The organism is Polynucleobacter sp. UB-Piko-W3, from assembly GCF_018881635.1.
Lineage (GTDB): Bacteria > Pseudomonadota > Gammaproteobacteria > Burkholderiales > Burkholderiaceae > Polynucleobacter.
In genome coordinates, this window is record NZ_JACVPY010000002.1 from 519,545 (window position 1) to 540,577 (window position 21,033).

Annotated in this window: 25 protein-coding genes; 19 read left to right on the top strand and 6 right to left on the bottom strand. The window is 45.3% G+C overall.

Features of this window, described 5'->3' with window-relative positions:
* A partial coding sequence (locus ICN31_RS02930) for a molybdenum ABC transporter permease (protein WP_255530893.1) occupies window positions 1-416 on the bottom strand: 416 nt, incomplete at its 3' end.
* 112 nt (window positions 417-528) lie between these two features.
* Between ICN31_RS02930 and ICN31_RS02935 the strand changes: the two genes are divergently transcribed.
* From ICN31_RS02935 to mnmH, 16 genes are all read left to right on the top strand, one after another.
* Window positions 529-864 (top strand): metalloregulator ArsR/SmtB family transcription factor, encoded by a 336-nt coding sequence (locus ICN31_RS02935; RefSeq protein ID WP_216258419.1) that lies wholly within the window; start codon window positions 529-531, stop codon window positions 862-864.
* A gap of 28 nt (window positions 865-892) precedes the next feature.
* Complete coding sequence (soxC, locus tag ICN31_RS02940; RefSeq protein ID WP_216258422.1) at window positions 893-2,293, top strand: sulfite dehydrogenase; 1,401 nt, start codon at window positions 893-895, stop codon at window positions 2,291-2,293.
* Window positions 2,277-3,374, top strand: coding sequence for a c-type cytochrome (locus tag ICN31_RS02945; protein WP_216258424.1), 1,098 nt, complete (start codon window positions 2,277-2,279; stop codon window positions 3,372-3,374). The genes soxC and ICN31_RS02945 overlap by 17 nt, the downstream gene beginning before the upstream one ends.
* Before the next feature lie 66 nt (window positions 3,375-3,440).
* A complete protein-coding gene (gene soxY, locus ICN31_RS02950) occupies window positions 3,441-3,893 on the top strand; it encodes a thiosulfate oxidation carrier protein SoxY (RefSeq protein WP_088526221.1) in 453 nt (150 codons plus the stop codon).
* A 56-nt stretch (window positions 3,894-3,949) separates the two neighbouring features.
* On the top strand, window positions 3,950-4,258 hold the full coding sequence (soxZ, locus tag ICN31_RS02955; RefSeq protein ID WP_087909856.1) for a thiosulfate oxidation carrier complex protein SoxZ: 309 nt from the start codon (window positions 3,950-3,952) through the stop codon (window positions 4,256-4,258).
* A 44-nt stretch (window positions 4,259-4,302) separates the two neighbouring features.
* The gene (soxA, locus tag ICN31_RS02960) at window positions 4,303-5,115 is read left to right on the top strand and encodes a sulfur oxidation c-type cytochrome SoxA (RefSeq protein ID WP_216258426.1); all 813 of its coding nucleotides are present in this window, start codon (window positions 4,303-4,305) and stop codon (window positions 5,113-5,115) included.
* A 19-nt stretch (window positions 5,116-5,134) separates the two neighbouring features.
* Complete coding sequence (gene soxX / locus ICN31_RS02965) at window positions 5,135-5,773, top strand: sulfur oxidation c-type cytochrome SoxX (protein WP_216258428.1); 639 nt, start codon at window positions 5,135-5,137, stop codon at window positions 5,771-5,773.
* A gap of 70 nt (window positions 5,774-5,843) precedes the next feature.
* Window positions 5,844-7,574, top strand: a complete 1,731-nt coding sequence (gene soxB, locus ICN31_RS02970) for a thiosulfohydrolase SoxB (protein ID WP_255530894.1) — start codon at window positions 5,844-5,846, stop codon at window positions 7,572-7,574.
* 22 nt (window positions 7,575-7,596) lie between these two features.
* Window positions 7,597-8,034 carry a DsrE family protein gene (locus tag ICN31_RS02975; protein WP_216258430.1) on the top strand — a complete coding sequence of 146 codons (438 nt, stop codon included), beginning with the start codon at window positions 7,597-7,599 and terminating at the stop codon, window positions 8,032-8,034.
* 11 nt (window positions 8,035-8,045) lie between these two features.
* Window positions 8,046-9,008 (top strand): MBL fold metallo-hydrolase, encoded by a 963-nt coding sequence (locus tag ICN31_RS02980; protein ID WP_216258432.1) that lies wholly within the window; start codon window positions 8,046-8,048, stop codon window positions 9,006-9,008.
* A 58-nt stretch (window positions 9,009-9,066) separates the two neighbouring features.
* Complete coding sequence (locus ICN31_RS02985) at window positions 9,067-9,384, top strand: hypothetical protein (protein ID WP_255530895.1); 318 nt, start codon at window positions 9,067-9,069, stop codon at window positions 9,382-9,384.
* 20 nt (window positions 9,385-9,404) lie between these two features.
* Entirely contained in the window at window positions 9,405-10,526 is a 1,122-nt protein-coding gene (locus tag ICN31_RS02990; RefSeq protein WP_216258434.1) for a YeeE/YedE family protein, read from the top strand.
* A 25-nt stretch (window positions 10,527-10,551) separates the two neighbouring features.
* Window positions 10,552-10,989 carry a YeeE/YedE family protein gene (locus ICN31_RS02995; protein ID WP_216258436.1) on the top strand — a complete coding sequence of 146 codons (438 nt, stop codon included), beginning with the start codon at window positions 10,552-10,554 and terminating at the stop codon, window positions 10,987-10,989.
* A gap of 1 nt (window position 10,990) precedes the next feature.
* Entirely contained in the window at window positions 10,991-11,434 is a 444-nt protein-coding gene (locus ICN31_RS03000; RefSeq protein WP_216258439.1) for a YeeE/YedE family protein, read from the top strand.
* Between the two features lie 55 nt (window positions 11,435-11,489).
* A complete protein-coding gene (locus tag ICN31_RS03005) occupies window positions 11,490-11,834 on the top strand; it encodes a TIGR01244 family sulfur transferase (protein WP_216258441.1) in 345 nt (114 codons plus the stop codon).
* Window positions 11,835-11,865: 31 nt separating this feature from the next.
* Window positions 11,866-12,939: a tRNA 2-selenouridine(34) synthase MnmH gene (gene mnmH, locus ICN31_RS03010; protein WP_216258442.1), complete on the top strand. Its 1,074-nt coding sequence runs from the start codon at window positions 11,866-11,868 to the stop codon at window positions 12,937-12,939.
* Window positions 12,940-12,943: 4 nt separating this feature from the next.
* Here mnmH and ICN31_RS03015 read toward each other — a convergent pair whose 3' ends face one another.
* The gene (locus ICN31_RS03015; protein ID WP_216258444.1) at window positions 12,944-14,122 is read right to left on the bottom strand and encodes an acyl-CoA dehydrogenase; all 1,179 of its coding nucleotides are present in this window, start codon (window positions 14,120-14,122) and stop codon (window positions 12,944-12,946) included.
* Between the two features lie 91 nt (window positions 14,123-14,213).
* Here ICN31_RS03015 and ICN31_RS03020 point away from each other — a divergent pair, with 91 nt between their 5' ends.
* Together ICN31_RS03020 and ICN31_RS03025 are read left to right on the top strand one after the other, a co-directional pair.
* Complete coding sequence (locus ICN31_RS03020; protein WP_216258446.1) at window positions 14,214-14,924, top strand: queuosine precursor transporter; 711 nt, start codon at window positions 14,214-14,216, stop codon at window positions 14,922-14,924.
* 97 nt (window positions 14,925-15,021) lie between these two features.
* Window positions 15,022-16,629: an ABC-F family ATPase gene (locus ICN31_RS03025; protein ID WP_216258448.1), complete on the top strand. Its 1,608-nt coding sequence runs from the start codon at window positions 15,022-15,024 to the stop codon at window positions 16,627-16,629.
* Between the two features lie 35 nt (window positions 16,630-16,664).
* Here ICN31_RS03025 and ICN31_RS03030 read toward each other — a convergent pair whose 3' ends face one another.
* The 4 genes from ICN31_RS03030 to ICN31_RS03045 are packed head-to-tail and all read right to left on the bottom strand — an operon-like array spanning window position 16,665 to window position 20,156.
* Window positions 16,665-16,925, bottom strand: a complete 261-nt coding sequence (locus ICN31_RS03030; protein WP_216258450.1) for a DUF1289 domain-containing protein — start codon at window positions 16,923-16,925, stop codon at window positions 16,665-16,667.
* On the bottom strand, window positions 16,922-18,097 hold the full coding sequence (locus ICN31_RS03035; RefSeq protein ID WP_216258452.1) for a GNAT family N-acetyltransferase: 1,176 nt from the start codon (window positions 18,095-18,097) through the stop codon (window positions 16,922-16,924). The genes ICN31_RS03030 and ICN31_RS03035 overlap by 4 nt, the downstream gene beginning before the upstream one ends.
* The gene (gene gloA / locus ICN31_RS03040; RefSeq protein WP_216258454.1) at window positions 18,097-18,483 is read right to left on the bottom strand and encodes a lactoylglutathione lyase; all 387 of its coding nucleotides are present in this window, start codon (window positions 18,481-18,483) and stop codon (window positions 18,097-18,099) included. Before gloA ends, ICN31_RS03035 begins: the two co-directional genes overlap by 1 nt.
* A gap of 2 nt (window positions 18,484-18,485) precedes the next feature.
* Window positions 18,486-20,156, bottom strand: a complete 1,671-nt coding sequence (locus tag ICN31_RS03045) for an electron transfer flavoprotein-ubiquinone oxidoreductase (RefSeq protein ID WP_216258456.1) — start codon at window positions 20,154-20,156, stop codon at window positions 18,486-18,488.
* Between the two features lie 168 nt (window positions 20,157-20,324).
* Between ICN31_RS03045 and ICN31_RS03050 the strand changes: the two genes are divergently transcribed.
* Window positions 20,325-21,026: a CoA transferase subunit A gene (locus ICN31_RS03050; protein WP_216258458.1), complete on the top strand. Its 702-nt coding sequence runs from the start codon at window positions 20,325-20,327 to the stop codon at window positions 21,024-21,026.
* The last annotated feature ends 7 nt before the right edge of the window (window positions 21,027-21,033 follow it).

A 21,033-nucleotide genomic window follows, 5' to 3' on the forward strand; every position in this document is an offset into this window, starting at 1 on the left:
AGAACGGCTGCGCTAGTGATGCCACGCCAAGCTAATGGCAACTCAATTAAGCGAAAAATTTGCCAATGAGAAAGCCCGCTTACTTGGGCGGCCTCAATAATTTCTGGGTTGATCGCTTCAAATGCACGCTGTATTGGCTGTATGGCAAATGGCAAATTGACAATGAGGGAGGCAATCAGAATGCCGGTGAATGAAAATACCAGCGGTATACCCAAAAAGCTTTTGCTACTCAGTCCTACCAATAGGTAATAACCCAACACGGTGGGGGGTAGCACAAGGGGTAGAGCTAAGGCAGCCTCAATCCAGGATTTGCTTTTGCCCGCCTTTTGCAGCCTATGGGCAACCCAGATTCCAAATGGCAGAATCAGGGCCAGAGTCCACAAGGCAAGCTTTAAAGAGAGAAGAATGGCATCCATATCCATCAATGGATTGTAGCTTTAGAAGTCTTAGGGTATTTCACTATAGGAGCTTGGCTCAGAATGATATTAAATATGCTTATATACGCATATATTCATATTAATAGAGACCATGCAAGCTAAAGTTCAAAAAGCCACAAAGAATTTGTCTCCAAAGCAGATGGAGAAGGTTTTTTTTAAAGTAGCAGAGTATTTCACTGTTCTTTCAGAGCCAGCCCGTTTGCGCATCATGTATGCCGTTTGCTCCGGGGAGAAATCGGTATCCGAAGTTCTAGAAATGTGTGGCACAAGTCAGGCTAACGTATCTCGGCACCTACAAGCATTGCATAAAGCAGGAATATTACTTAGACGTAAAGAGGGTGTCACGGTGTATTGCTCCATTGCAGATAATGCAACAGTAGAGATGTGCCAGACTGTCTGCGCAAAGATTGCTGAAAGTATTCATTAATGAGTAATAATTTTTCATTAGAGGTCAAATGACTAAGAAGCAAATTGAATTAATTGCTCAGGATATCTCAGCGGTTGAGAAGCCTGCTAATAGAGCCCGACTGGTGAAAGCACCAGAGCATTTCATATCTCAGGAGTTGATTAGTGATATCAATGCCAACGGTCTTGATGAAACCCGTCGCGGCTTTTTGCGCAAAGGATTCTTTTCTGCCCTAAGTGGTGCCGCCGCTGGCTTGGCTGCCCCAATGGCATTTGCCGCAGGTGAAGGTGACTCAGCCATTCTAGAAAAGCAAGAATGGCAGACCACTTTGGGTAAGAACGTAGCCACCATGCCATATGGGATGCCATCGATTTATGAAGCCAATTTGATCCGTCGTGAATCACCTGGCTTAACCCGTGTAGCTGCATCTTCAGTTGCCTTTACGCCTCTACAAGGTTTATTCGGAACGATTACTCCAAGCGGTTTACATTTCGAGCGCCATCACCAGGGTTGGTACAACCTCAATCCTGAAACGCATCGTTTGATGGTGAATGGCATGGTGAAGAATGCCCGCGTCTTTACGATGAATGACTTAATGAGGCTGCCATCAGTTTCACGTACACACTTTATTGAGTGCGGCGCTAATACTGGCTTAGAGTGGGGTAACGTTGCTGTGCCAACTGTGCAATACACCCATGGCATGTTGTCTTGTTGCGAATTTACTGGTGTACCACTCAAGGTATTGCTTGAGGAGTGCGGCGCTGATCTAAAAAAAGGCAAGCTTTTGCTTGCTGAAGGTGGCGATGGCTCAGGGATGACGCGCACAATTAATTTAGAGAGCTGCTTGGACGATACTATTGTTGCTTGGGGTATGAATGGTGAGATGCTCCGTCCTGAAAATGGCTTCCCATTACGCCTCGTAGTGCCTGGTGTGCAGGGTGTCAGCTGGGTGAAGTGGTTGCGTCGCCTTGAAGTGGGTGATATGCCATGGAATGCAAAAGATGAAGCAGTTCACTACATTGATCTCATGCCAAATGGGATGCACCGTCAATACACATCGATTCAAGAATGCAAATCTGTTATTACTACGCCATCAGGCGGTCAGCAATTACTAGATAAAGGTTTTTATAATGTCAGTGGTATGGCTTGGTCAGGACGCGGCAAGGTCAAGCGTGTTGATGTTTCGTTTGATGGTGGCAATAACTGGCGTACAGCGCGCTTAGAGACACCGGTTCTCACAAAATCGATTACCCGCTTTAATATTGATTGGATTTGGGACGGATCACCAGCAATTTTACAATCCAGAGCAATGGATGACACCGGTTATGTGCAACCATCAATCAAGATGCTGCGGGATGTTCGTGGTAATCGCTCGATTTATCACAACAATGCAATTCAGTCTTGGAAGTTAGATTCAAATGGCGAGGTGAGCAATGTTCAAGTTGGATAAATTATTTGCTCGCCTGGCACTTTTAAGTTTGGCAGTATTTTCTGCTCAACTGACTTATGCGCAAATCGCACAAAGCATTCAAGGCCCCACTAAGTTTCCTGGTATTGGGCGCAATGCCACCCCTGCGGAGGTAATTGCTTGGGATATTGATGTACGCCCCGACTTTAAAGGTCTACCAAAGGGCTCTGGATCTGTTGCGCAAGGTCAGGTGATCTGGGAAGCGAAGTGCGCCAGTTGTCACGGGGTATTTGGCGAGTCAAACGAGATCTTTACTCCAATCGCGGGTGGCACCACTATCGATGATGTGAAGACTGGCAAAGTTGCTTCTTTAGGTGATCGCAAGCAACCTCAACGTACAACCTTAATGAAAGTTCCCACGGTTTCTACTTTGTGGGATTACATCTATCGCGCAATGCCTTGGAATGCTCCAAGATCATTAACTCCGGATGATACGTATGCTCTGGTTGCATTTATTTTGAGCTTGGGTGAAATCATTCCTGATGATTTTGTCTTGAGTAACACCAATATCGCTGACGTTCAAAAAAAGATGCCTAATCGTAACGGCATGTCTCTAAATCACGGCTTTTGGAGTGTGAACGGTAAGCCCGATATCAACGCACAGGCCTGCATGAATAATTGCGTCAAGTTTGTGCAAATAGGGTCTGAATTGCCTGATTTCGCCAGAAATGCCCATGGCAATATTGCAGAGCAAAATCGCCTCTATGGCCCATACCGAGGATCAGATACGACTAAGCCACCAATTGCCAAGTTGCCAGGTGCAACGGGCGAGGGCTTAGCACATGCTGCTGATACCCCTGTTGCCACCACTAAGAGTCCTGCTGCATTATTTAAGAGCCAAAACTGCTCAGCATGTCATGCACCGAATGCGAAGTTAGTTGGACCATCCATTGCTGCTATTGCAGCGAAATATCAAGGCCAAGGCGGGGGTCAAGAAAAGCTGATGGCTAAGGTTAAAAATGGAGGTTCAGGGGTGTGGGGTGCCATTCCGATGCCACCACAGCCTCAATTATCTGATGAGGATAGGACGATTCTTGTTCGCTGGATGCTGACTGGACAATAGTTTTAATGAGGTTTTTTGAAATACCACTATATTTGATGCTATGAGTAGATTATTAAAGGAGTTTTTATGAATCAGCAGCGACGCAGTTTATTGAAATATTCAGCCGTTTTCGGCTTGATGGCTTCTGCGGGTCTTATCAGCGTAGCCCAAGCTCAAGAGTGGAATAAAGCCGCTTTTGAAGGCAAGAGCCTTGATGAGGTATTCAAAATCTTGGGTGCTGGTAGCCCAGACAAATCAGGCGCTATTACTTTAAATGCTCCTGATATTGCAGAGAACGGAGCAGTAGTTCCTGTTGGAATTACAACCACTCTTAAAGCAGAGCAGATGGCTATTTTGGTTGAGAAAAACCCAAGCTCTTTAGCGGCACAATTTTTTATTCCTGCTGGCACAGAACCATTTGTTACTTCTCGTATCAAGATGGGTCAAACCTCTAACGTATATGGCTTGGTAAAAGCCGATGGCAAGTGGAGCATGGCAGTGAAGGAAGTAAAAGTTACTTTGGGTGGTTGTGGCGGTTAATGACCCCAGGCCCAAGCAAATACCATTAATTAATTACTAGATTACAAGAGGAAAACATGGCTGATCCGATGCGCGTTAGAGCTGCTGAGAATGGTGGAATTGTGGATGTAAAAATTTTGATGAAGCACGATATGGAATCTGGTCAGCGTAAGGACGCTGCTGGCAAAACTATTCCTGCATGGTTCATCAGCACAATCAATGTCAAAGCCAATGGCAAAGATGTATTGAATGGTCAATTTGGTCCTGCAGTTTCTAAGGATCCATTTTTGAACTTCAAATACAAAGGTGCTAAAGGGGATAAGATTGTTGTTAGCTGGGTAGATAGTAAAGGTGACAAACGCACCGACGAAGCGACCGCTTCTTAATGCCAGTAATTTTCACCGCCTCGATGGTTTTGAAAGGGTAACAAATGCAGCGTAAATTCACCTTAGGCTTAGCCTTAGGAATATTGGCAACAATGTTGTCAATTTCATCAACGACCTATGCCCAAAATGCAACGGACGATATTGCGAAGTATCGCGAGATGATTGCAGATGGAAACCCATCCGAACTCTACGAGGCTGCAGGTGAAGAGCTTTGGAAAAAACCTGCCGGCCCGAAAAATGCAACTCTTGAGAAGTGCGATTTGGGTTTGGGGCCTGGAGTTGTCAAAGGTGCGGCAGCACAGTTACCACGCTACTTTAAGGACACTAATAAAGTTCAAGATCTCGAGTCCCGCTTGATGACTTGCATGCAAAAGCTGCAAGGCCGTGACCCTCAAGAAATGATTGATGCTCCTTTTCAGAAGGGCCCTAAGAAGGATATGGAAGCGATTGTTGCTTACGTAGTCACTTTATCTAAAGGCGACAAAATTAAGGTAAGCACAAATCATCCTAAAGAAAAAGAAATGTATGAGCTTGGTAAGCGTGCATTCTTTTTCCAGGGCGGACCAATGGATTTCTCATGCGCCTCTTGCCACGCTGAAGATGGCAAGCGGATTCGTTTGCAGGATTTACCAAATATCACCACCCAAAAAGGTGCAGCTTTGGGTTGGGGATATTGGCCAGCATATCGTGTCTCAAGTGGACAGTTCTGGACAATGCAACAGCGCTTAAACGATTGCTATCGTCAGCAGCGCTTCCCATTCCCAATATATGGCTCTGATCTGACTGTGGCTTTGTCTATGTATATGTCAAAAAATGCCAATGGCGGTACTGTTGAAACCCCTGGTTTAAAGCGTTAATGGATAAGAGACAGAGAATATGAATATGAAAAACATGAAATCCCTCTTAGCTATTGGCAGCTTTACGTTAGTAGCAATTGCAATGCAAGGATCTGCAATTGCTCAACAAGCAAACGATCCTAAGTTTAATAAGATGATTAAGGATGGTTTTAAAGCTGAAGGTATTGCTGGCTTAGATCGTATTGATCAGGATGCAACCCAAAAGTTTTGTTCTGATCCTATGTTTGCTAATAGCAAGCAGGGTGAAAAGATGCGCGAGAAAATTCAGAAAATCAATATGGACAGCATTAAGCAGCCCTCTGATGGTAAATATATCGGTGATTGGAAGAAGGGCGAGGCAATTGCGCAAAGTGGTCGTGGCGCTACGTGGACTGATAAAGCGGATGCTCCAGTTGGCGGCGGTTGCTACAACTGTCACCAAATCGATAAGAAAGAGATTTCTTATGGAACGATTGGCCCAACACTTTGGAACTATGGCAAGTTACGTGGTTCTTCACAAGACGTTATTACCTATACCTGGAATCGTATTAATAACTCCAAGGCCTATAACGCTTGCAGCAATATGCCACGGTTTGCACACTTCAAGCTCTTAACAGAGCAGCAAATGCAGGATGTGATGGCTTTATTGCTGGATCCCGCCTCTCCAGTGAATCAGTAAGTGAAGAAGCAAAAGAGATAAAAAAATATAAAAAACAGGCCGACAGGCCTGTTTTCATAAAGGGGTAGATATGTCTTTGAGTCGTCGTGATTTTTTGCAAGCCTTGGCGATTGCTTCGGCTGGCGGAATGAGTTTGCAATCTAACTTTGCTAATGCGCAAAGTACGGCACAAAAGTTTTATGACTTACCGAAGTTCGGTAATGTGCATTTCTTGCATTACACAGATTGTCACGCCCAGTTATTGCCCATTTACTTTCGCGAACCGAATGTAAACCTCGGTATTGGCGGCCAAGAGGGCAAGACTCCACACTTGGTTGGCGAATATTTACTAAAAGCCAATGGTATTGCTGCTGGCTCTCGTGATGCGCACGCATTTACTTATTTGGACTATGTAGCAGCGGCTCAGAACTACGGCAAGATGGGCGGCTTTGCGCATATGGCTACCCTCATTAAACAAATGAAAGCCAATCGCCCTGGAGCGCTCTTGCTTGACGGTGGTGATACTTGGCAAGGCTCTGGTACGGCGTTATGGACCAATGGCCAAGATATGGTGGATGCCGCTCTCGCATTGGGTGTTGACGTGATGACGGCCCACTGGGAGATGACGCTAGGTGAGAAGCGCGTAATGGAAATTGTGAATGGAGACTTCAAGGGCAAGATTTCTTTCATTGCACAAAATATCAAGACAGCAGACTTTGGTGATATGGTATTTAACCCTTATGTCATGAAAGTTCAAAATGGCATTCAAGTAGCCATCATTGGCCAAGCCTTCCCATACACACCGATTGCAAATCCTCGCTATTTCACTCCTGATTGGACCTTTGGTATTCAGGAAGAGAATATGCAAAAGACCATTGATGAGGTTAGATCAAAGGGGGCAAAGGTAGTTGTGCTTTTGTCTCATAACGGTATGGATGTGGATTTGAAGATGGCCTCCCGTGTTCGTGGTTTGGATGCCATCTTGGGTGGGCATACCCATGATGGTGTGCCTATTCCGGTGAAGGTGAAGAATGCTGGCGGTATAACACTAGTTACCAATGCTGGATCTAATAGTAAGTTTTTAGGTGTGTTGGATTTTGATGTGAAGGGTGGCAAGCCAATAGATTTCCGTTACAAGCTTTTCCCGATCTTCTCAAACATGATCCCTGCCGATCCAACTATGAGTAAGTTAATTACGAAAATCAGAGCCCCGTATGAGGTAAAGCTCAATGAGAAGCTGGCAACTACCGAAGGACTTTTATATCGTCGTGGTAACTTCAATGGCAGCTTCGATCAACTTATCCTTGATGGTTTGATGGCGCAGAAAAATGCTGAGATTGCTTTCTCACCGGGATTCCGCTGGGGTACCAGTCTTTTGCCAGGGCAGGCGATCACCCGAGAGAACCTTTTGGATCAAACAGCGATTACTTATCCATACACCACGGTCACCAATATGACTGGTGAAACGATTAAAACCATCTTAGAAGATGTGGCAGACAATTTATTCAATCCTGATCCATATTATCAACAGGGTGGGGATATGGTGCGTGTAGGTGGTATGCAATACACCATTGATCCAGTCCAGACTGCTGGCAAACGTATTACCGATATGCGCCTCAATGGTAAAGCAATTGAAGCAAGTAAAACTTACAAGGTTGCCGGCTGGGCACCGGTTAGTGAAGAGGCTAAGAGTCTTGGTGGCGAAGCAATTTGGGATGTTATGGAGAGGCATTTAAGAGACGTTAAGGTGGTAAAAGCCGTCAAGCTGAATGAGCCAGTTATCAAGGGCCTTAGCAAGAACCCAGGCATGGCTTCCATTTAATTAATTCGTAAAGGTTTTAGTAATGAGAAAAATTATCCAGTTTATTTTTGCAGCAACTCTTGCCATTGGCATTGCATCACTTGTCAGCGCCCAATCTTCAGGCTCTACTAAAGTGGTTTATCACATTGATGATGCTGAAACTCAGGGCTTGAAAGGATTGCGCAATATTCGTAATCACTTAGATGTTTCTCCCCAAACCACCATAATTGTTGTGACCCATGCCAATGGAGTGGATCTTCTCATGGAGGGGGCTAAGGATAAAAAAAATAATGTGGAATATGCGCCATTAGTAGGAGCTCTCAAATCTCGTGGCGTAAAGTTTGAGGTTTGTGAGATTACGCTAAAAAATCGTAATCTCAAAAAGGATCAATTCACTCTGGATGCAGATTTCACTCCATCCGGAGTAGTGCGTGTTGCTGACCTACAATACAAAGATGGGTTTGCTTACATCAAACCATAATTAGTGGACTAATGAATATTCGTTTGATCAAGAAGGTAGCAGGGATCCTCACGGGATCCCTTATCTTTTTTGGCAGTGCCTATGGGCAAAATGCTAAACCTGTCGATAGCATTCAATTAAAGCCTGTTCAAGTTGCGCCTCACACGTATTTCATCCAAGGCTTTGCGGAAATGGGTAGTAGTACTAATCAAAATTTCATTTCGAATGCTGGCTTTGTAGTCACTCCTGCTGGTGTTGTAGTTTTTGATGCACTGGGATCACCCATCCTTGCGCAAAAATTAATTTCTGAAATTAAAAAAATCACCCCACAAAAAGTTGTCGCGGTGATTGTGAGTCACTACCATGCGGATCACATCTATGGATTGCAAGAATTTAAAAAGATTGGTGCGAAGATTTATGCTCAAGGTGAAGGTAGAAACTATCTTTCCTCGGAAACAGCTAAGCAACGCTTGATTGCCTCACGCATCGATTTTTCGCCCTGGGTCAATACCAATACGAATCTCATTTCGGCAGACGTTTGGATTGATCAAAAATTGAAACTGTCGATTGGTGGGGTGGATTTTTTCATTAGTCGAGTAGGGCCTGCTCACGCACCAGAAGACTTAATGGTTTACGTACCATCAGAAAAAGTCCTGTTTGCTGGAGATCTCGTATTTAGGGGGCGCATTCCTTTTGTTGGTAATGCTGATAGCAAAGGTTGGCTTAAGGGTTTAGATGAGATTGAAAAATTCAATCCCAATATCGTCATTCCTGGGCATGGGAATTATTCCGTTAAGCCCTCTGAAGATATTGCCTTCACCAGAAATTACCTTAAATATCTGCGGGAATCGATGTCTGCGGCTGCTATCAATATGGATCCCTTTGAGGATGCCTATAAACAAGCGGATTGGTCAGAATATGAAGGAATGCCACTATTTCGGGCTGCCAACCGGATGAATGCCTATAACGTCTACCTGTCTATCCAGGCCGAGTAGGGCAATTTTGGCCATTGGGCCTTAAAATAGGAGATTAATGCTAAATCCTTGATTTGTAATGAAAATGATTCTTCTTCGCTATCTTTCTGCAATTACCTTGAGTGTGCTCATGAGTGCGCCAGTGATCGCTGCTCCTGATCTAGCAAATGGTAAGACCATTGATCAGCAAAAGTGCTATGCCTGCCACGCTAAGAAATCTGGCTTTGGCAATGGCGACATGATCTACACGCGCAGTGATAGCAAGGTGAAGTCATTGGCTAATTTAAAAAGAATGGTGGGCTTATGTAATAGCGAGCTCCGTCTAGATCTTTTTCCCGAAGATGAGGCTGATGTTGTAGCTTATCTCAATCAACAGTTTTATAAATTCAAACCTTAATTTTTTAAAATATTGTCGCTATGGATGTCGTAGATATTAATTCTCTTGGTAGGTCAGTCCTTTGGGGTACTTTTGCTATTACTTTTTTGCTTGGTGCCTTGATGCAAAAAACGGGCTTTTGCAGCATGGGTGCTGTCTCTGACATCTTCATCATGTCTAGCTGGGATCGTTTAAAGCAGTGGTTCCTAGCAGTTGGCATCGCCATTATTGGATTTTCATTGATGTCTTATCTAGGGCTCATCGATCCTTTAAAAAGTTTTTATACCGGCAATAGATTCCTATGGCTTTCGACCATTGTGGGCAGCGTTGTGTTTGGCTTTGGCATGGTTCTAGCCTCAGGATGCGGTAGCAAAACCTTAGTTCGTATTGGCGGCGGTAATTTAAAGTCCATCATTGTATTTATGGTCTTGGGTTTATTTGCTTATATGACAATGCGTGGTTTTCTGGGAGTGATACGTACCAACACACTCGATACGATCTTTATTGCTTTTAGTACCCCGCAAGACTTGCCAAGTCTTCTGAGTGGTCCTTTAGGTATCGCCCGTACTAATCTGCATCTTGTCTTGGGACTGGTTATCGGTTCTGTATTTATTATTTACGCTCTAGTGAGTAAAGCTTTTTGGACTGCCGAAAACCTGATCGCAGGAATTGGTGTTGGTTTAGCGATCACTGCAGTGTGGTGGGTATCGGGTAATTTGGGTTACGTTGCTGAAGACCCTAACACCTTAGAAGAGGTATTTTTAGTGACCAATTCTGGGCGTATGGAAAGTCTATCTTTTGTTGCCCCTTATGCTTATTCCTTGGATTGGCTCATGATGTATAGCGATACATCTAAAGTTCTCACAGTCGGTATTGTTGCCGTCCTTGGGATGATCTTGGGATCAGCTCTCATTGCTATTGCAAGTAAAACTTTCCGCTGGGAGTCATTTCGTAATACTGAAGATACGGCAAATCATCTTGTTGGCGCAGCTTTGATGGGCTTTGGTGGAGTTACAGCATTAGGCTGTACAGTAGGGCAGGGATTAAGTGGTATCTCTACTTTAGCCCTCGGATCCTTTTTGGCCTTACCTGGATTTATTCTTGGTGCCTATTTAGGAATGCGCTATTTGCAATTTCGTCTTGCTCCAAATCCTTGCAGTTAATGATCAATAGACTGGATGTCCATTAATGGAAATTGACTGGCTTTCTTTCACGCCCATTCCGTCTTTACTGGGTGGAATGATTCTCGGTATCGCTGCAGCACTCTATGTTCTTTTGCATGGCCGCATACTGGGTATCAGTGGGATCATTTCTGGATTACTTCATCCTACATTGACCGACTCTGCTTGGCGCCTGAGCTTGGTGTTTGGTTTAATCTCGGCTCCATTTTTAGCGGCATTATTTTTTGGCATCATTCCAGTGATTGTGATTGCCGCTAGTTGGTTAGTGATTGTGATTGCCGGTCTTTTGGTTGGCTTTGGCGCGCAATATGGTTCGGGCTGTACTAGTGGCCATGGCATTTGTGGCTTGTCTCGTTTATCACCCCGCTCATTAGTTGCGACACTCGCTTTTATGTGTGCTGGTTTTGTCATGGTATTTGTCATCCGCCATTTGATAGGTGGCTAAGATGAAACACTATTTTGGCCTTCTTAGTCAGTATGCGATTGGTGTACTTTTTGGATCGGGCTTAATCATCTCTGGTATGAGCAATCCACAAAAGATTTTGGGATTTTTAGATTTAGCGGGAAATTGGGATCCATCGCTCGCATTTGTCATGATGGGTGCAGTGCTGATTGGTCTTGCCGGCTTTTATGTTGTTAGCAAGAGAAGTCAGGCCTTTTTTGGTGGAGCCCTTCATATTCCAACGAGGAGGGATATCACTAAGCCTTTGCTGATTGGCAGCCTGATCTTTGGGGCGGGCTGGGGGATTGCAGGCTTTTGTCCTGGCCCAGCCCTAGTTGCTCTTGGGGCAGGCCATCTCAAGGCCTTTGTTTTTGTGGCTGCCATGTTGGCTGGTATGGAGATCTGCGAGCGCTTCTTTGTCGGCCATAGAAGTAAACCCAGCCTCTGAGCAAGCCTGATTTAGAATTAACCCTATTGCATATTTATTCAATGTAGAGGGTTTCATGAGTCTTCCTATTACTTGCCATAACGCTCAATTTGGTACGCTTGGTCAAATTGATCCCAGTCATTTGGCCGAAATTGCCAAGCAGGGCTATAAAAGCGTCATTAACAATCGTCCTGATGGCGAAGAGGGCCCTCATCAGCCAACTAACGCATCTATTGCGGCAGAAGCAGAAAAGCTTGGTCTGAATTATGTTTATCTACCAGTGGTTCCAGGTGCGTTCACGCCAGCAGAAGTACAAGAAATGGCCCGCCTCCTAAAAACTCTGCCTGGTCCCATCTTGGCATTTTGCCGCTCTGGTGCTCGCTCTACCAATTTGTATCACCTCGCCTTGCAAGTAAGCTAACTGATTTCAGTTAGCTGAACTAGCACAAGGTATGCAATCTAGTAATCCTCATATTCTTAAGCTGGATCAATTTCTTTCTGAGTTAGACAGCTTTGATCTTGTGATTGATGTGAGATCGCCAGCGGAGTTTGCTTTAGATCATATTCCTGGGGCTGTTAATTTTCCGGTACTCAGTAATGATGAGCGCGCACAAATTGGAACTCTATATAAGCAGGTTTCTCCATTTGCGGCCAAGAAGCTGGGCGCTGCTATGGTATCTAAAAATATTGCAGAGCATATTGAAAATCATTTATTAGAATTGCCGCGTGAATGGCGACCACTTATCTATTGCTGGCGTGGTGGTGAGCGCAGCGGAGCCTTTACCCATATTCTGAATCGCATAGGCTGGAAAGCTATGCAACTAGAAAGTGGTTATCAAGGCTTTAGGCGAACCGTGATTGACGCTCTTGACCAGGCCGCAAATGCTTTCACCTTCCAGGTAATCTGCGGCATGACCGGTAGCGGTAAGACCAGGGTGCTGCAAGAAATTGGCTCCCTTGGCGCACAGATCCTAGACTTAGAAGGTTTAGCGATTCATCGTGGCTCTGTCTTGGGTAATGAGCCCAATATCGATCAGCCCTCGCAAAAAGGTTTTGAAACAGCCCTTTGGAATGCGCTACGCAAATTAGATCCATCACAAGCTGTCTTTGTTGAGTCAGAGAGTAAGAAGGTCGGAGGGCTTCACATTCCAGATGTCTTAATGGAAAAGATCCGCAATGGCACTTGTATTGAGTTGAGATCAAGCACGCAGACACGGGTTTCTTGGTTAATTCGTGAGTACCATCACTTTCTCACGGGCACAGACAACTTCAAAGATAAGCTAGCCTTGCTGACTGCTCACTATGGCAAAGTCCAAATCGCCAAATGGAATGAAGCGATTGACGCGGGTAACTTTCCAGAGCTGGTTGAAGAGTTGTTGGTTAAACACTATGACCCTTCCTACCAATCATCGATTATCAGAAATTTTCCTCAGTACAAGATGGGGAATTTTGTGCAACTCGAAAATGATAGCGATGAGGCCTTTGCTCAAGCTGCAAAGGCCATCGTGGCAAAGATGGGCTCCTAGCTAATCAGCTAAACGCCTGAATACCCGTTTGCGCACGACCCAAAATGAGTGCATGAATATCGTGTGTGCCTTCATAGGTGTTCACTACCTCAAGATTGAGCATATGACGAATCACGCCATACTCATCTGAGATGCCATTACCACCGTGCATATCGCGTGCCATGCGAGCAATATCTAAAGACTTGCCGCAGGAGTTGCGTTTCATGATGGAGGTAATTTCTGGGGCGGCAATACCTTCGTCTTTCATACGACCTAAGCGTAAGCAGCCTTGAAGAGCTAAGGTGATTTCAGTTTGCATGTCTGCTAATTTTTTCTGAATCAATTGATTAGCAGCAAGAGGTCTATCAAACTGCTTGCGATCTAGAGTGTATTGGCGAGCGGCATGCCAACACCATTCTGCCGCACCTAGAGTGCCCCAAGAGATGCCGTAACGAGCTGAGTTTAAGCAGGTAAATGGACCTTTTAGGCCACTGACTTCCGGGAATTCATTTTCGGCTGGCACAAACACTTCATCCATCACGATCTCACCAGTAATGGAAGCGCGTAAACCCATCTTGCCGCTGATCTTGGGAGCGCTTAAGCCCTTCATACCTTTTTCAAGGATGAAGCCGCGAATGATGCCCTCATCATTTTTTGCCCACACTACGAATACATCGGCAATTGGGGAGTTGGAGATCCACATCTTAGATCCCGTTAAAGAAAATCCTCCAGGGACTTTCTTAGCGCGGGTAATCATACCGCCAGCATCAGAGCCATAGTTAGGTTCAGTTAATCCAAAGCAGCCAATCCATTCGCCGGTGGCTAATTTAGGCAGATACTTTTGTTTTTGTGCTTCGCTACCAAATTCATTAATCGGCACCATGACCAAGGATGACTGCACGCTCATCATTGAGCGGTAACCAGAATCCACACGCTCGATCTCGCGAGCAATCAGACCGTAAGAAACATAATTTAAGTTAGCGCCGCCGTATTCCTCCGGAATAGTGATGCCCAGAAGACCTAATTCACCCATTTCGCGAAAGATTGACGCATCGGTTGTTTCGTTGCGAAAGGCGTCATGAATACGTGGCATGAGACGCCCTTGAGCATACTCAGCAGCTGCATCACGAATCATGCGCTCCTCTTCGCTCAATTGTGTATCGAGGAGGAGGGGGTCTATCCAATTAAAGCTCGCTTTACTCATTACTTAATCATCCTATTGTTTGTGTCCTAACTTCCTGCGAAGTTTCAGGAATCGGGCTATTCTTGTTTCTATTATCCCTTTTTCCAGGCTTATGGACTCACCTAGACGACACCATCGCTATTACGACCTGCTTTTGGCGGCCTTTGTGGTGGTCTTGCTCTGCTCGAACTTTATTGGAGCAGGAAAAGCGGCCGTGATTGATCTTCCTCACTTTGGTGAAGTGACTTTTGGTGCTGGAATTTTATTTTTCCCGATTGCCTATTTCTTTGGGGACATCTTTACTGAGGTGTATGGATATGCCTATGACCGCCGTGCAGTTTGGGCGGGCTTTGCGGCTTTAGCCTTTGCTGCCGTGATGGCCCAAATTGTGATTGCGCTACCTGTTGCTCCCGGCACATACATGGCGAACTATCAACAGGGCTTAGAAACGGTTTTCGGCAACTCCTGGCGTATTGCCCTAGCTTCGATGTTTTCTTTTTGGTGCGGTAGTCTGACTAACGGTTACGTATTAGCCAAAATGAAAATTTGGACTAAAGGGCGCTTTCTATGGACGCGCACTATTGGTAGTACGGCAGTAGGAGAGCTCGTTGACTCCTCCTTTTTCTATATGCTGGCGTTTTATGGCATCTGGCCTACACATGAGATTATTCAAGTGGCACTAGCTCAATATGTCCTGAAAACTTCTTGGGAGGTCCTAGCTACCCCCTTAACCTATTGGGTGGTGAATTTTCTCAAGCGCAAGGAAAATGAGGACCATTACGACATTCATACGAATTTCACCCCATTTAAGGTCAAAGTCTAATTTAGACATTTGTATCCTGAACCCGTTAAAATAACGGTCTTTGCCCCCAATCTGAGGGTATCTGTTGAATTGAATTTCAGAAAGCTAGAAACTATCCGTGTTGTCCGCATCTAATATCACTATGCAGTTTGGGGCAAAACCCCTGTTTGAAAATATTTCCGTGAAGTTTGGCGGCGGTAACCGTTACGGCCTCATCGGCGCAAACGGTTGCGGTAAATCCACTTTCATGAAAATTCTAGGTGGCGAACTTGAGCCCACTAGCGGTAACGTCAGCTTAGATCCAGGAGTTCGCTTGGGTAAATTGCGCCAAGATCAGTTTGCTTATGAAGATGTGCGCGTTCTCGATGTGGTGATGATGGGCCACGAAGAGATGTGGAAGGCCGCCGCTGAACGTGATGCGATTTACGCCAATCCAGATGCGACCGATGAAGATTACATGAAGGCTGCCGAGCTTGAAGGTAAGTATGCTGAGTACGGTGGTTATACCGCTGAAGCAAAAGCAGGTGAGTTGTTGTTAGGTATTGGCATTCCGATTGAGCAACACAATGGTCCGATGAGTAACGTCGCCCCTGGCTGGAAATTGCGCGTATTGCTAGCGCAAGCATTGTTCTCTGATCCGGATGTACTTCTTCTAGATGAGCCAACCAACAACTTAGATATTCACTCGATTCATTGGCTCGAAGATATTCTCAATGATATTAAGAGCACCATCGTCATCATTTCTCATGATCGCCATTTTCTTAATGAAGTCTGTACGCATATGGCTGATATGGACTTTGGTACTCTCAAGGTCTATCCAGGTAACTATGACTCCTACATGCTTGCTTCTGTGCAAGCGCGAACACAGCAGCTTAGTTCTAACGTCAAAGCGAAAGAAAAAATTGCTGAATTACAGGCTTTCGTGGCCCGCTTCTCTGCTAATGCTTCCAAGGCTCGCCAGGCTACCTCACGTCAGCGCCAGTTAGAAAAAATTGAGATTGTTGAAGTAAAACCTTCTTCACGTCAAAACCCATTCATTCGTTTCGATACTGAGAAAAAATTGCACAATATGGCAGTAGAGTGCAATGGGTTGACCAAAACCTATGACCGCGTAATTTTTAAAAACTTTAAGCTCGGCGTTCGTGCGGGTGAAAAGATTGCCATCATTGGTCAGAACGGTGCTGGTAAAACAACGCTATTGAATTCAATTTTAAGTAAACGTTTTGAGGGTATTGCTGTAGATAGTGGTGATGTGAAGTGGGCTGAGAATGCTAAGGTTGGCGTCATGCCTCAGGACAATACCGAGATGTTCGCCAAAGACGAATTACTCATGGACTGGATGAATTGGTGGCGTAACACCGGTGATGACGACCAGGTGATTCGTGGCACCCTTGGGCGTTTATTGTTCTCTGGCGATGACATCGGCAAATCTGTCAAAGTTCTATCTGGCGGTGAAAAGGGCAGAATGATTTGGGGCAAGCTCATGCTCCAAAAATATAACGTTCTTGCAATGGATGAGCCAACTAACCATATGGATATGGAATCCATTGAAAGTTTGCAAATTGCCTTAGAGAAATTCGATGGCACCCTGTTATTTGTATCTCATGACCGCGAATTTGTGTCCGCACTAGCTAATCGCATCTTAGAAGTGAAGATGGATGGTACGGTTGTAGATTACTCAGGTACTTACGAAGAGTATTTACGGAGCCAAGCATTGGCTGGTTAAAGATTCAATTGATCAGCAATAAGCCTGTGTAGAGATTACGCAGGCTTATTTTCTTTTGCTTGCCTCTGAAAACGCATCGCAGTGCCGTCTTCACGAACGCGCTTCCACACCGAGGCCTTTTCTTCGTCAGAGAGAAAAACCCAATTACTGACTTCGCTCAATGTGCGACCACAGCCTTGGCAAATCTCATCGTAAAGCGTGGTGCAGACCCCGATACAAGGAGAGTCAGATTCATCATCTCCAGTAGAGAGTGAATATGAGCCGTCTTGGGTTTGTGGATTGCTATCTGAATTCATAGCTGTACTTTAGTCGATTTCAGCGGGCTATGCTCGCCAAGCTCATCTACGTAAGCGCCAATACCCGCTTGCTCACGTTCCAGAAAGTGTTTAACAGCCTTAGCAAACTTAGGGTCTACGATGTAATGGGCTGATTGAATGGTAGTTGGTAAAAAGCCCCGCGCCATTTTGTGTTCGCCTTGGGCTCCGCCTTCAAAAGTTTGAATACCTTCTTGAATGCAGTATTCAATAGCTTGGTAATAGGCTGTTTCAAAGTGTAGGCAAGGGATATGTTCTATTGCACCCCAATATCTTCCATAGGCCTTAGAGGAATCTTTATCAACGACTAGTAGTGAAGCCGCAATAGGAGTTTGATCACGCTGGGCGATGATGAGATGTAAATTGTCTGGCATACGCTGTGCCCACAACTTAAAAAAGGCTTCATTTAAGTAGGGGTTAGATAGATGCTCTACATAAGTATTTTGATAGCAGCGGTAAAAGAATTCCCAGTCTTGGTCGGTCGACAATTTTCCAGGAACGTGTCTGAAGTTAATCTGCTCTCTAGAGACATGCTCTCGTTCACGCCGAATATTTTTACGACGCTTCATCGTAAGGGCGGCTAAAAAATGCTCAAAACTTTGGAATACTTGGTTATGCCAGTGAAACTGCACCGAGTCACGCAACATAAACCCTTGATCCTCAAACGCCTGAACTTCAGAGGCTAATGGAAAAAGGATATGCGCAGACGAGAGATGATTCGCTACCAATAGTGATTTGAGCCCCGCAATGATGTTCGAGTAAATCTCGGATGTATTTTTCTCAGGGGAGCACAGGATGCGAGCGCCTTGAACGGGGGTAAAGGGAATGGCGCAAAGTGCTTTTGGGTAATAGTTCATACCCTGTTGTTCATAAGCTTGAGCCCATGACCAATCAAAGACAAACTCTCCGTAAGAATGTTGCTTTAAATAGAGAGGTATTGCCCCGACCAATGTATCTTGATCTTTTAAACCAAGATGGGCAACCTGCCAACCAGTCCTGCCACCCACACATCCGGTTTCTTCAAGAGCCGATAAGAATGCGTGATTTAAAAAAGGGCCTGCATCTCCAGGTAAAAGCTTGTTCCACTCAGATGCAGGGATCTTGGCAATACTGTCAATAATTTCTAGCTGGTATTGCTCCGGTTCTGTTGCCATTAACGCTGGATAAGTTCTATCTTGTAACCATCGGGATCGGTTACAAAGGCAATGATGGTGTCACCACCAGCTACAGGACCAGCCTCGCGGGTGACATTACCACCTGCTGCTTTAATCTTCTCGCAAGCGGCATAAGCATGAGGAACGCCAATGGCAATATGCCCATAAGCAGTACCCAAGTCGTAAGAAGAGACTCCGTGGTTATAGGTGAGCTCAATCTCAGCTTGGCCATCGGCATTGCCTTTACCAAAGGCAACAAAGGCTAGGGAATATTTCTGAGAAGGACGTTCGGTAGTGCGAAGTAAATTCATACCCAAAACTTTGGTGTAGAACTCAATCGAACGATTCAAATCGCCGACGCGCAGCATAGTGTGAAGGATCATCATATTTACATTGCCGAGTAGTTGGGGCCACCACCACCTTCTGGTGTGATCCAGGTGATATTTTGGCCAGGGTCTTTAATGTCGCACGTTTTGCAGTGGACGCAGTTTTGAGCATTAATCTGTAAACGGGGTTTACCATCGGTTTCTACATATTCATATACACCTGCAGGGCAATAGCGTTGCTCTGGACCAGCATAGGTCTTCAAGTTGATGTCTACCGGCACAGAATCATTCTTCAGAGTTAAATGAATAGGCTGATTCTCGGCGTGGTTGGTGTTGGAGATAAATACCGAAGAGAGACGATCAAAGCTCAGCTTGCCATCAGGTTTTGGATAGATGATCGGTTGATGCTGTGCTGCGGGCTCTAGACATTCATGATCTGCATGTTTGACATGAACTGTCCAAGGCACATTGCCGCCTAAGAGTTTTTGCTCTAAGCCCACCATGAGAGTGCCAAGGTAGAGCCCTTTAGACATCCAAGGCTTAAAGTTACGAGCTTGATTTAGTTCGGTATGCAGCCAGCTATTTTGGAATGCGGCTGGATAAGCAGAAAGAACATCAGCCGAGCGATTTTCAGAAATGGCGGCTACTGCCGCTTCTGCTGCCAACATACCTGTTTTGATTGCGGCGTGACTGCCTTTAATACGTGAGGCATTTAAGAATCCTGCATCACAACCAATGAGTGCGCCACCTGGAAAGACTACCTTAGGCAGGCTATTTAATCCACCAGCAGTTAGTGCACGTGCGCCGTAAGCAATTCGCTTGCCACCTTCAAATGTTTCACGGATCTTGGGATGTAATTTATAGCGTTGGAATTCTTCAAAAGGAGAGAGGTATGGATTCTTATAAGCAAGCCCAACCACTAAGCCAACAGCAACTTTGTTATCCCCTAAGTGATACAGAAAGGAGCCGCCATAGGTATCACTCTCCAAGGGCCAGCCAGCAGTGTGAACTACTAGACCAGGCTTACTCTTGGAGGGTTCGACCTCCCAGAGTTCTTTAATACCAATACCGTAGCTTTGTGGATCAGCATCTTTGTCTAGAGAAAAGTGAGAAATGAGCTGCTTACCAAGATGGCCGCGAGACCCTTCAGCAAAGAGTGTGTACTTCGCACGCAGTTCCATGCCAAGCTGGAACTGATCAGTTGGCCTGCCTTCTCTATCTAGACCCATGGAGCCGGTAATCACACCACACACTGCGCCTTGCTCGTTGTATAAAATTTCTGCTGCAGGAAAGCCAGGAAAAATTTCTACACCAAGGCTCTCTGCTTGTTGCCCTAGCCAGCGAGTAACGTTAGCCAAGCTAACAATATAGTTACCTTCATTTTTAAAGCAGTCGGGAAGTACCCAATTAGGAACTTGATAGGAGTTATCAGAAGTTAGGAATAAAAATTGATCTTGGGTCACTTCAGTTTCAAGCGGGGCACCCATTTCTTTCCAATTAGGAAATAGCTCGCTGAGGGCCTTGGGGTCCATGACAGCTCCAGACAGAATGTGGGCGCCAATTTCAGAGCCTTTTTCAAGAAGGCAGACACTGATATCTTTGCCAGAGGACTGGGCCAATTGTTTGGCTTTAATTGCTGCGGATAGACCAGCGGGGCCGCCACCAACGATGACTAAGTCATAGTCCATAGACTCTCTGGGCCCAAATTGCTCTACTAGTTCTGCAGCGTTCATTCCAATCCCTTAAAAATAGGCTTTTCAGCCCTATTAGTTTAGTGCGAATAGCCAAAAACCAATTTGGTGCCCAAGTAATGCCTCAGTTGTACCTCAGCTGCCTAGACTTTAGGGTCTGAGGCGTTATGATTGCTTTTTTACCCATTTTGGCAATATTAGGAAAAAGTGATGAATAAAACCTACCCATCAGCAGCAGATGCCTTGAGGGATATTTTAAAAGACGGACAAAAACTCGGTGTTGGCGGTTTTGGTCTATGCGGCATTCCTGAGGCCTTAATTGAGGCAGTAAAACAACTTGGCGCGCAAAATTTGACTGCGGTATCCAATAACGCGGGCGTCGATGGTTTCGGCTTAGGCTTGCTATTGAACTCTCGTCAAGTAAAAAAGATGGTTGCTTCTTATGTTGGTGAGAATAAAGAATTTGAGCGTCAATATCTTGCAGGCGAACTAGAACTAGAGTTCACTCCACAAGGTACTCTGGCAGAAAAATTACGCGCTGGAGGTTGCGGCATTCCTGCTTTTTACACAAAGACTGGTGTTGGCACATTGGTTGCTGAGGGTAAAGAGGTGAAAGAATTTGATGGCGAAAAGTACATCATGGAGCGCTCGATTATTACTGACATTTCGCTGGTAAAAGCTTGGAAGGCAGACCGCTCGGGTAATTTGGTTTATCGACACACTGCTCGCAACTTCAACCCAGTTGTTGCTATGGCAGGAAAGATTACAGTGGCTGAGGTAGAAGAGATTGTTGAGAATGGTGCTTTAGATCCTGCCGAGATTCATACTCCTAGCATCTACGTGCATCGCCTTGTAATTAATGCAAGCCCTGAGAAGCGTATTGAGCAGCGCACCATTTCAGCCGCACGCTAATTACCCC

Bases quoted from the DNA above. Each gene is read 5' to 3' on its own strand.
- ICN31_RS02945 (WP_216258424.1), top strand. From the start codon at position 2,277: ATGTTCAAGTTGGATAAATTATTTGCTCGCCTGGCACTTTTAAGTTTG.
- soxB (WP_255530894.1), top strand. From the start codon at position 5,844: ATGTCTTTGAGTCGTCGTGATTTTTTGCAAGCCTTGGCGATTGCTTCG.
- ICN31_RS03045 (WP_216258456.1), bottom strand. From the start codon at position 20,156: ATGAACGCTGCAGAACTAGTAGAGCAATTTGGGCCCAGAGAGTCTATG.
- gloA (WP_216258454.1), bottom strand. From the start codon at position 18,483: ATGATGATCCTTCACACTATGCTGCGCGTCGGCGATTTGAATCGTTCG.
- ICN31_RS02975 (WP_216258430.1), top strand. From the start codon at position 7,597: ATGAGAAAAATTATCCAGTTTATTTTTGCAGCAACTCTTGCCATTGGC.
- ICN31_RS03015 (WP_216258444.1), bottom strand. From the start codon at position 14,122: ATGAGTAAAGCGAGCTTTAATTGGATAGACCCCCTCCTCCTCGATACA.
- ICN31_RS02985 (WP_255530895.1), top strand. From the start codon at position 9,067: ATGAAAATGATTCTTCTTCGCTATCTTTCTGCAATTACCTTGAGTGTG.
- ICN31_RS03035 (WP_216258452.1), bottom strand. From the start codon at position 18,097: ATGGCAACAGAACCGGAGCAATACCAGCTAGAAATTATTGACAGTATT.
- soxY (WP_088526221.1), top strand. From the start codon at position 3,441: ATGAATCAGCAGCGACGCAGTTTATTGAAATATTCAGCCGTTTTCGGC.
- ICN31_RS03030 (WP_216258450.1), bottom strand. From the start codon at position 16,925: ATGAATTCAGATAGCAATCCACAAACCCAAGACGGCTCATATTCACTC.
- ICN31_RS02990 (WP_216258434.1), top strand. From the start codon at position 9,405: ATGGATGTCGTAGATATTAATTCTCTTGGTAGGTCAGTCCTTTGGGGT.
- soxZ (WP_087909856.1), top strand. From the start codon at position 3,950: ATGGCTGATCCGATGCGCGTTAGAGCTGCTGAGAATGGTGGAATTGTG.
- soxC (WP_216258422.1), top strand. From the start codon at position 893: ATGACTAAGAAGCAAATTGAATTAATTGCTCAGGATATCTCAGCGGTT.
- ICN31_RS03000 (WP_216258439.1), top strand. From the start codon at position 10,991: ATGAAACACTATTTTGGCCTTCTTAGTCAGTATGCGATTGGTGTACTT.
- ICN31_RS03050 (WP_216258458.1), top strand. From the start codon at position 20,325: ATGAATAAAACCTACCCATCAGCAGCAGATGCCTTGAGGGATATTTTA.
- ICN31_RS03020 (WP_216258446.1), top strand. From the start codon at position 14,214: ATGGACTCACCTAGACGACACCATCGCTATTACGACCTGCTTTTGGCG.
- soxA (WP_216258426.1), top strand. From the start codon at position 4,303: ATGCAGCGTAAATTCACCTTAGGCTTAGCCTTAGGAATATTGGCAACA.
- ICN31_RS03005 (WP_216258441.1), top strand. From the start codon at position 11,490: ATGAGTCTTCCTATTACTTGCCATAACGCTCAATTTGGTACGCTTGGT.
- soxX (WP_216258428.1), top strand. From the start codon at position 5,135: ATGAATATGAAAAACATGAAATCCCTCTTAGCTATTGGCAGCTTTACG.
- ICN31_RS02995 (WP_216258436.1), top strand. From the start codon at position 10,552: ATGGAAATTGACTGGCTTTCTTTCACGCCCATTCCGTCTTTACTGGGT.
- ICN31_RS02935 (WP_216258419.1), top strand. From the start codon at position 529: ATGCAAGCTAAAGTTCAAAAAGCCACAAAGAATTTGTCTCCAAAGCAG.
- ICN31_RS02980 (WP_216258432.1), top strand. From the start codon at position 8,046: ATGAATATTCGTTTGATCAAGAAGGTAGCAGGGATCCTCACGGGATCC.
- mnmH (WP_216258442.1), top strand. From the start codon at position 11,866: ATGCAATCTAGTAATCCTCATATTCTTAAGCTGGATCAATTTCTTTCT.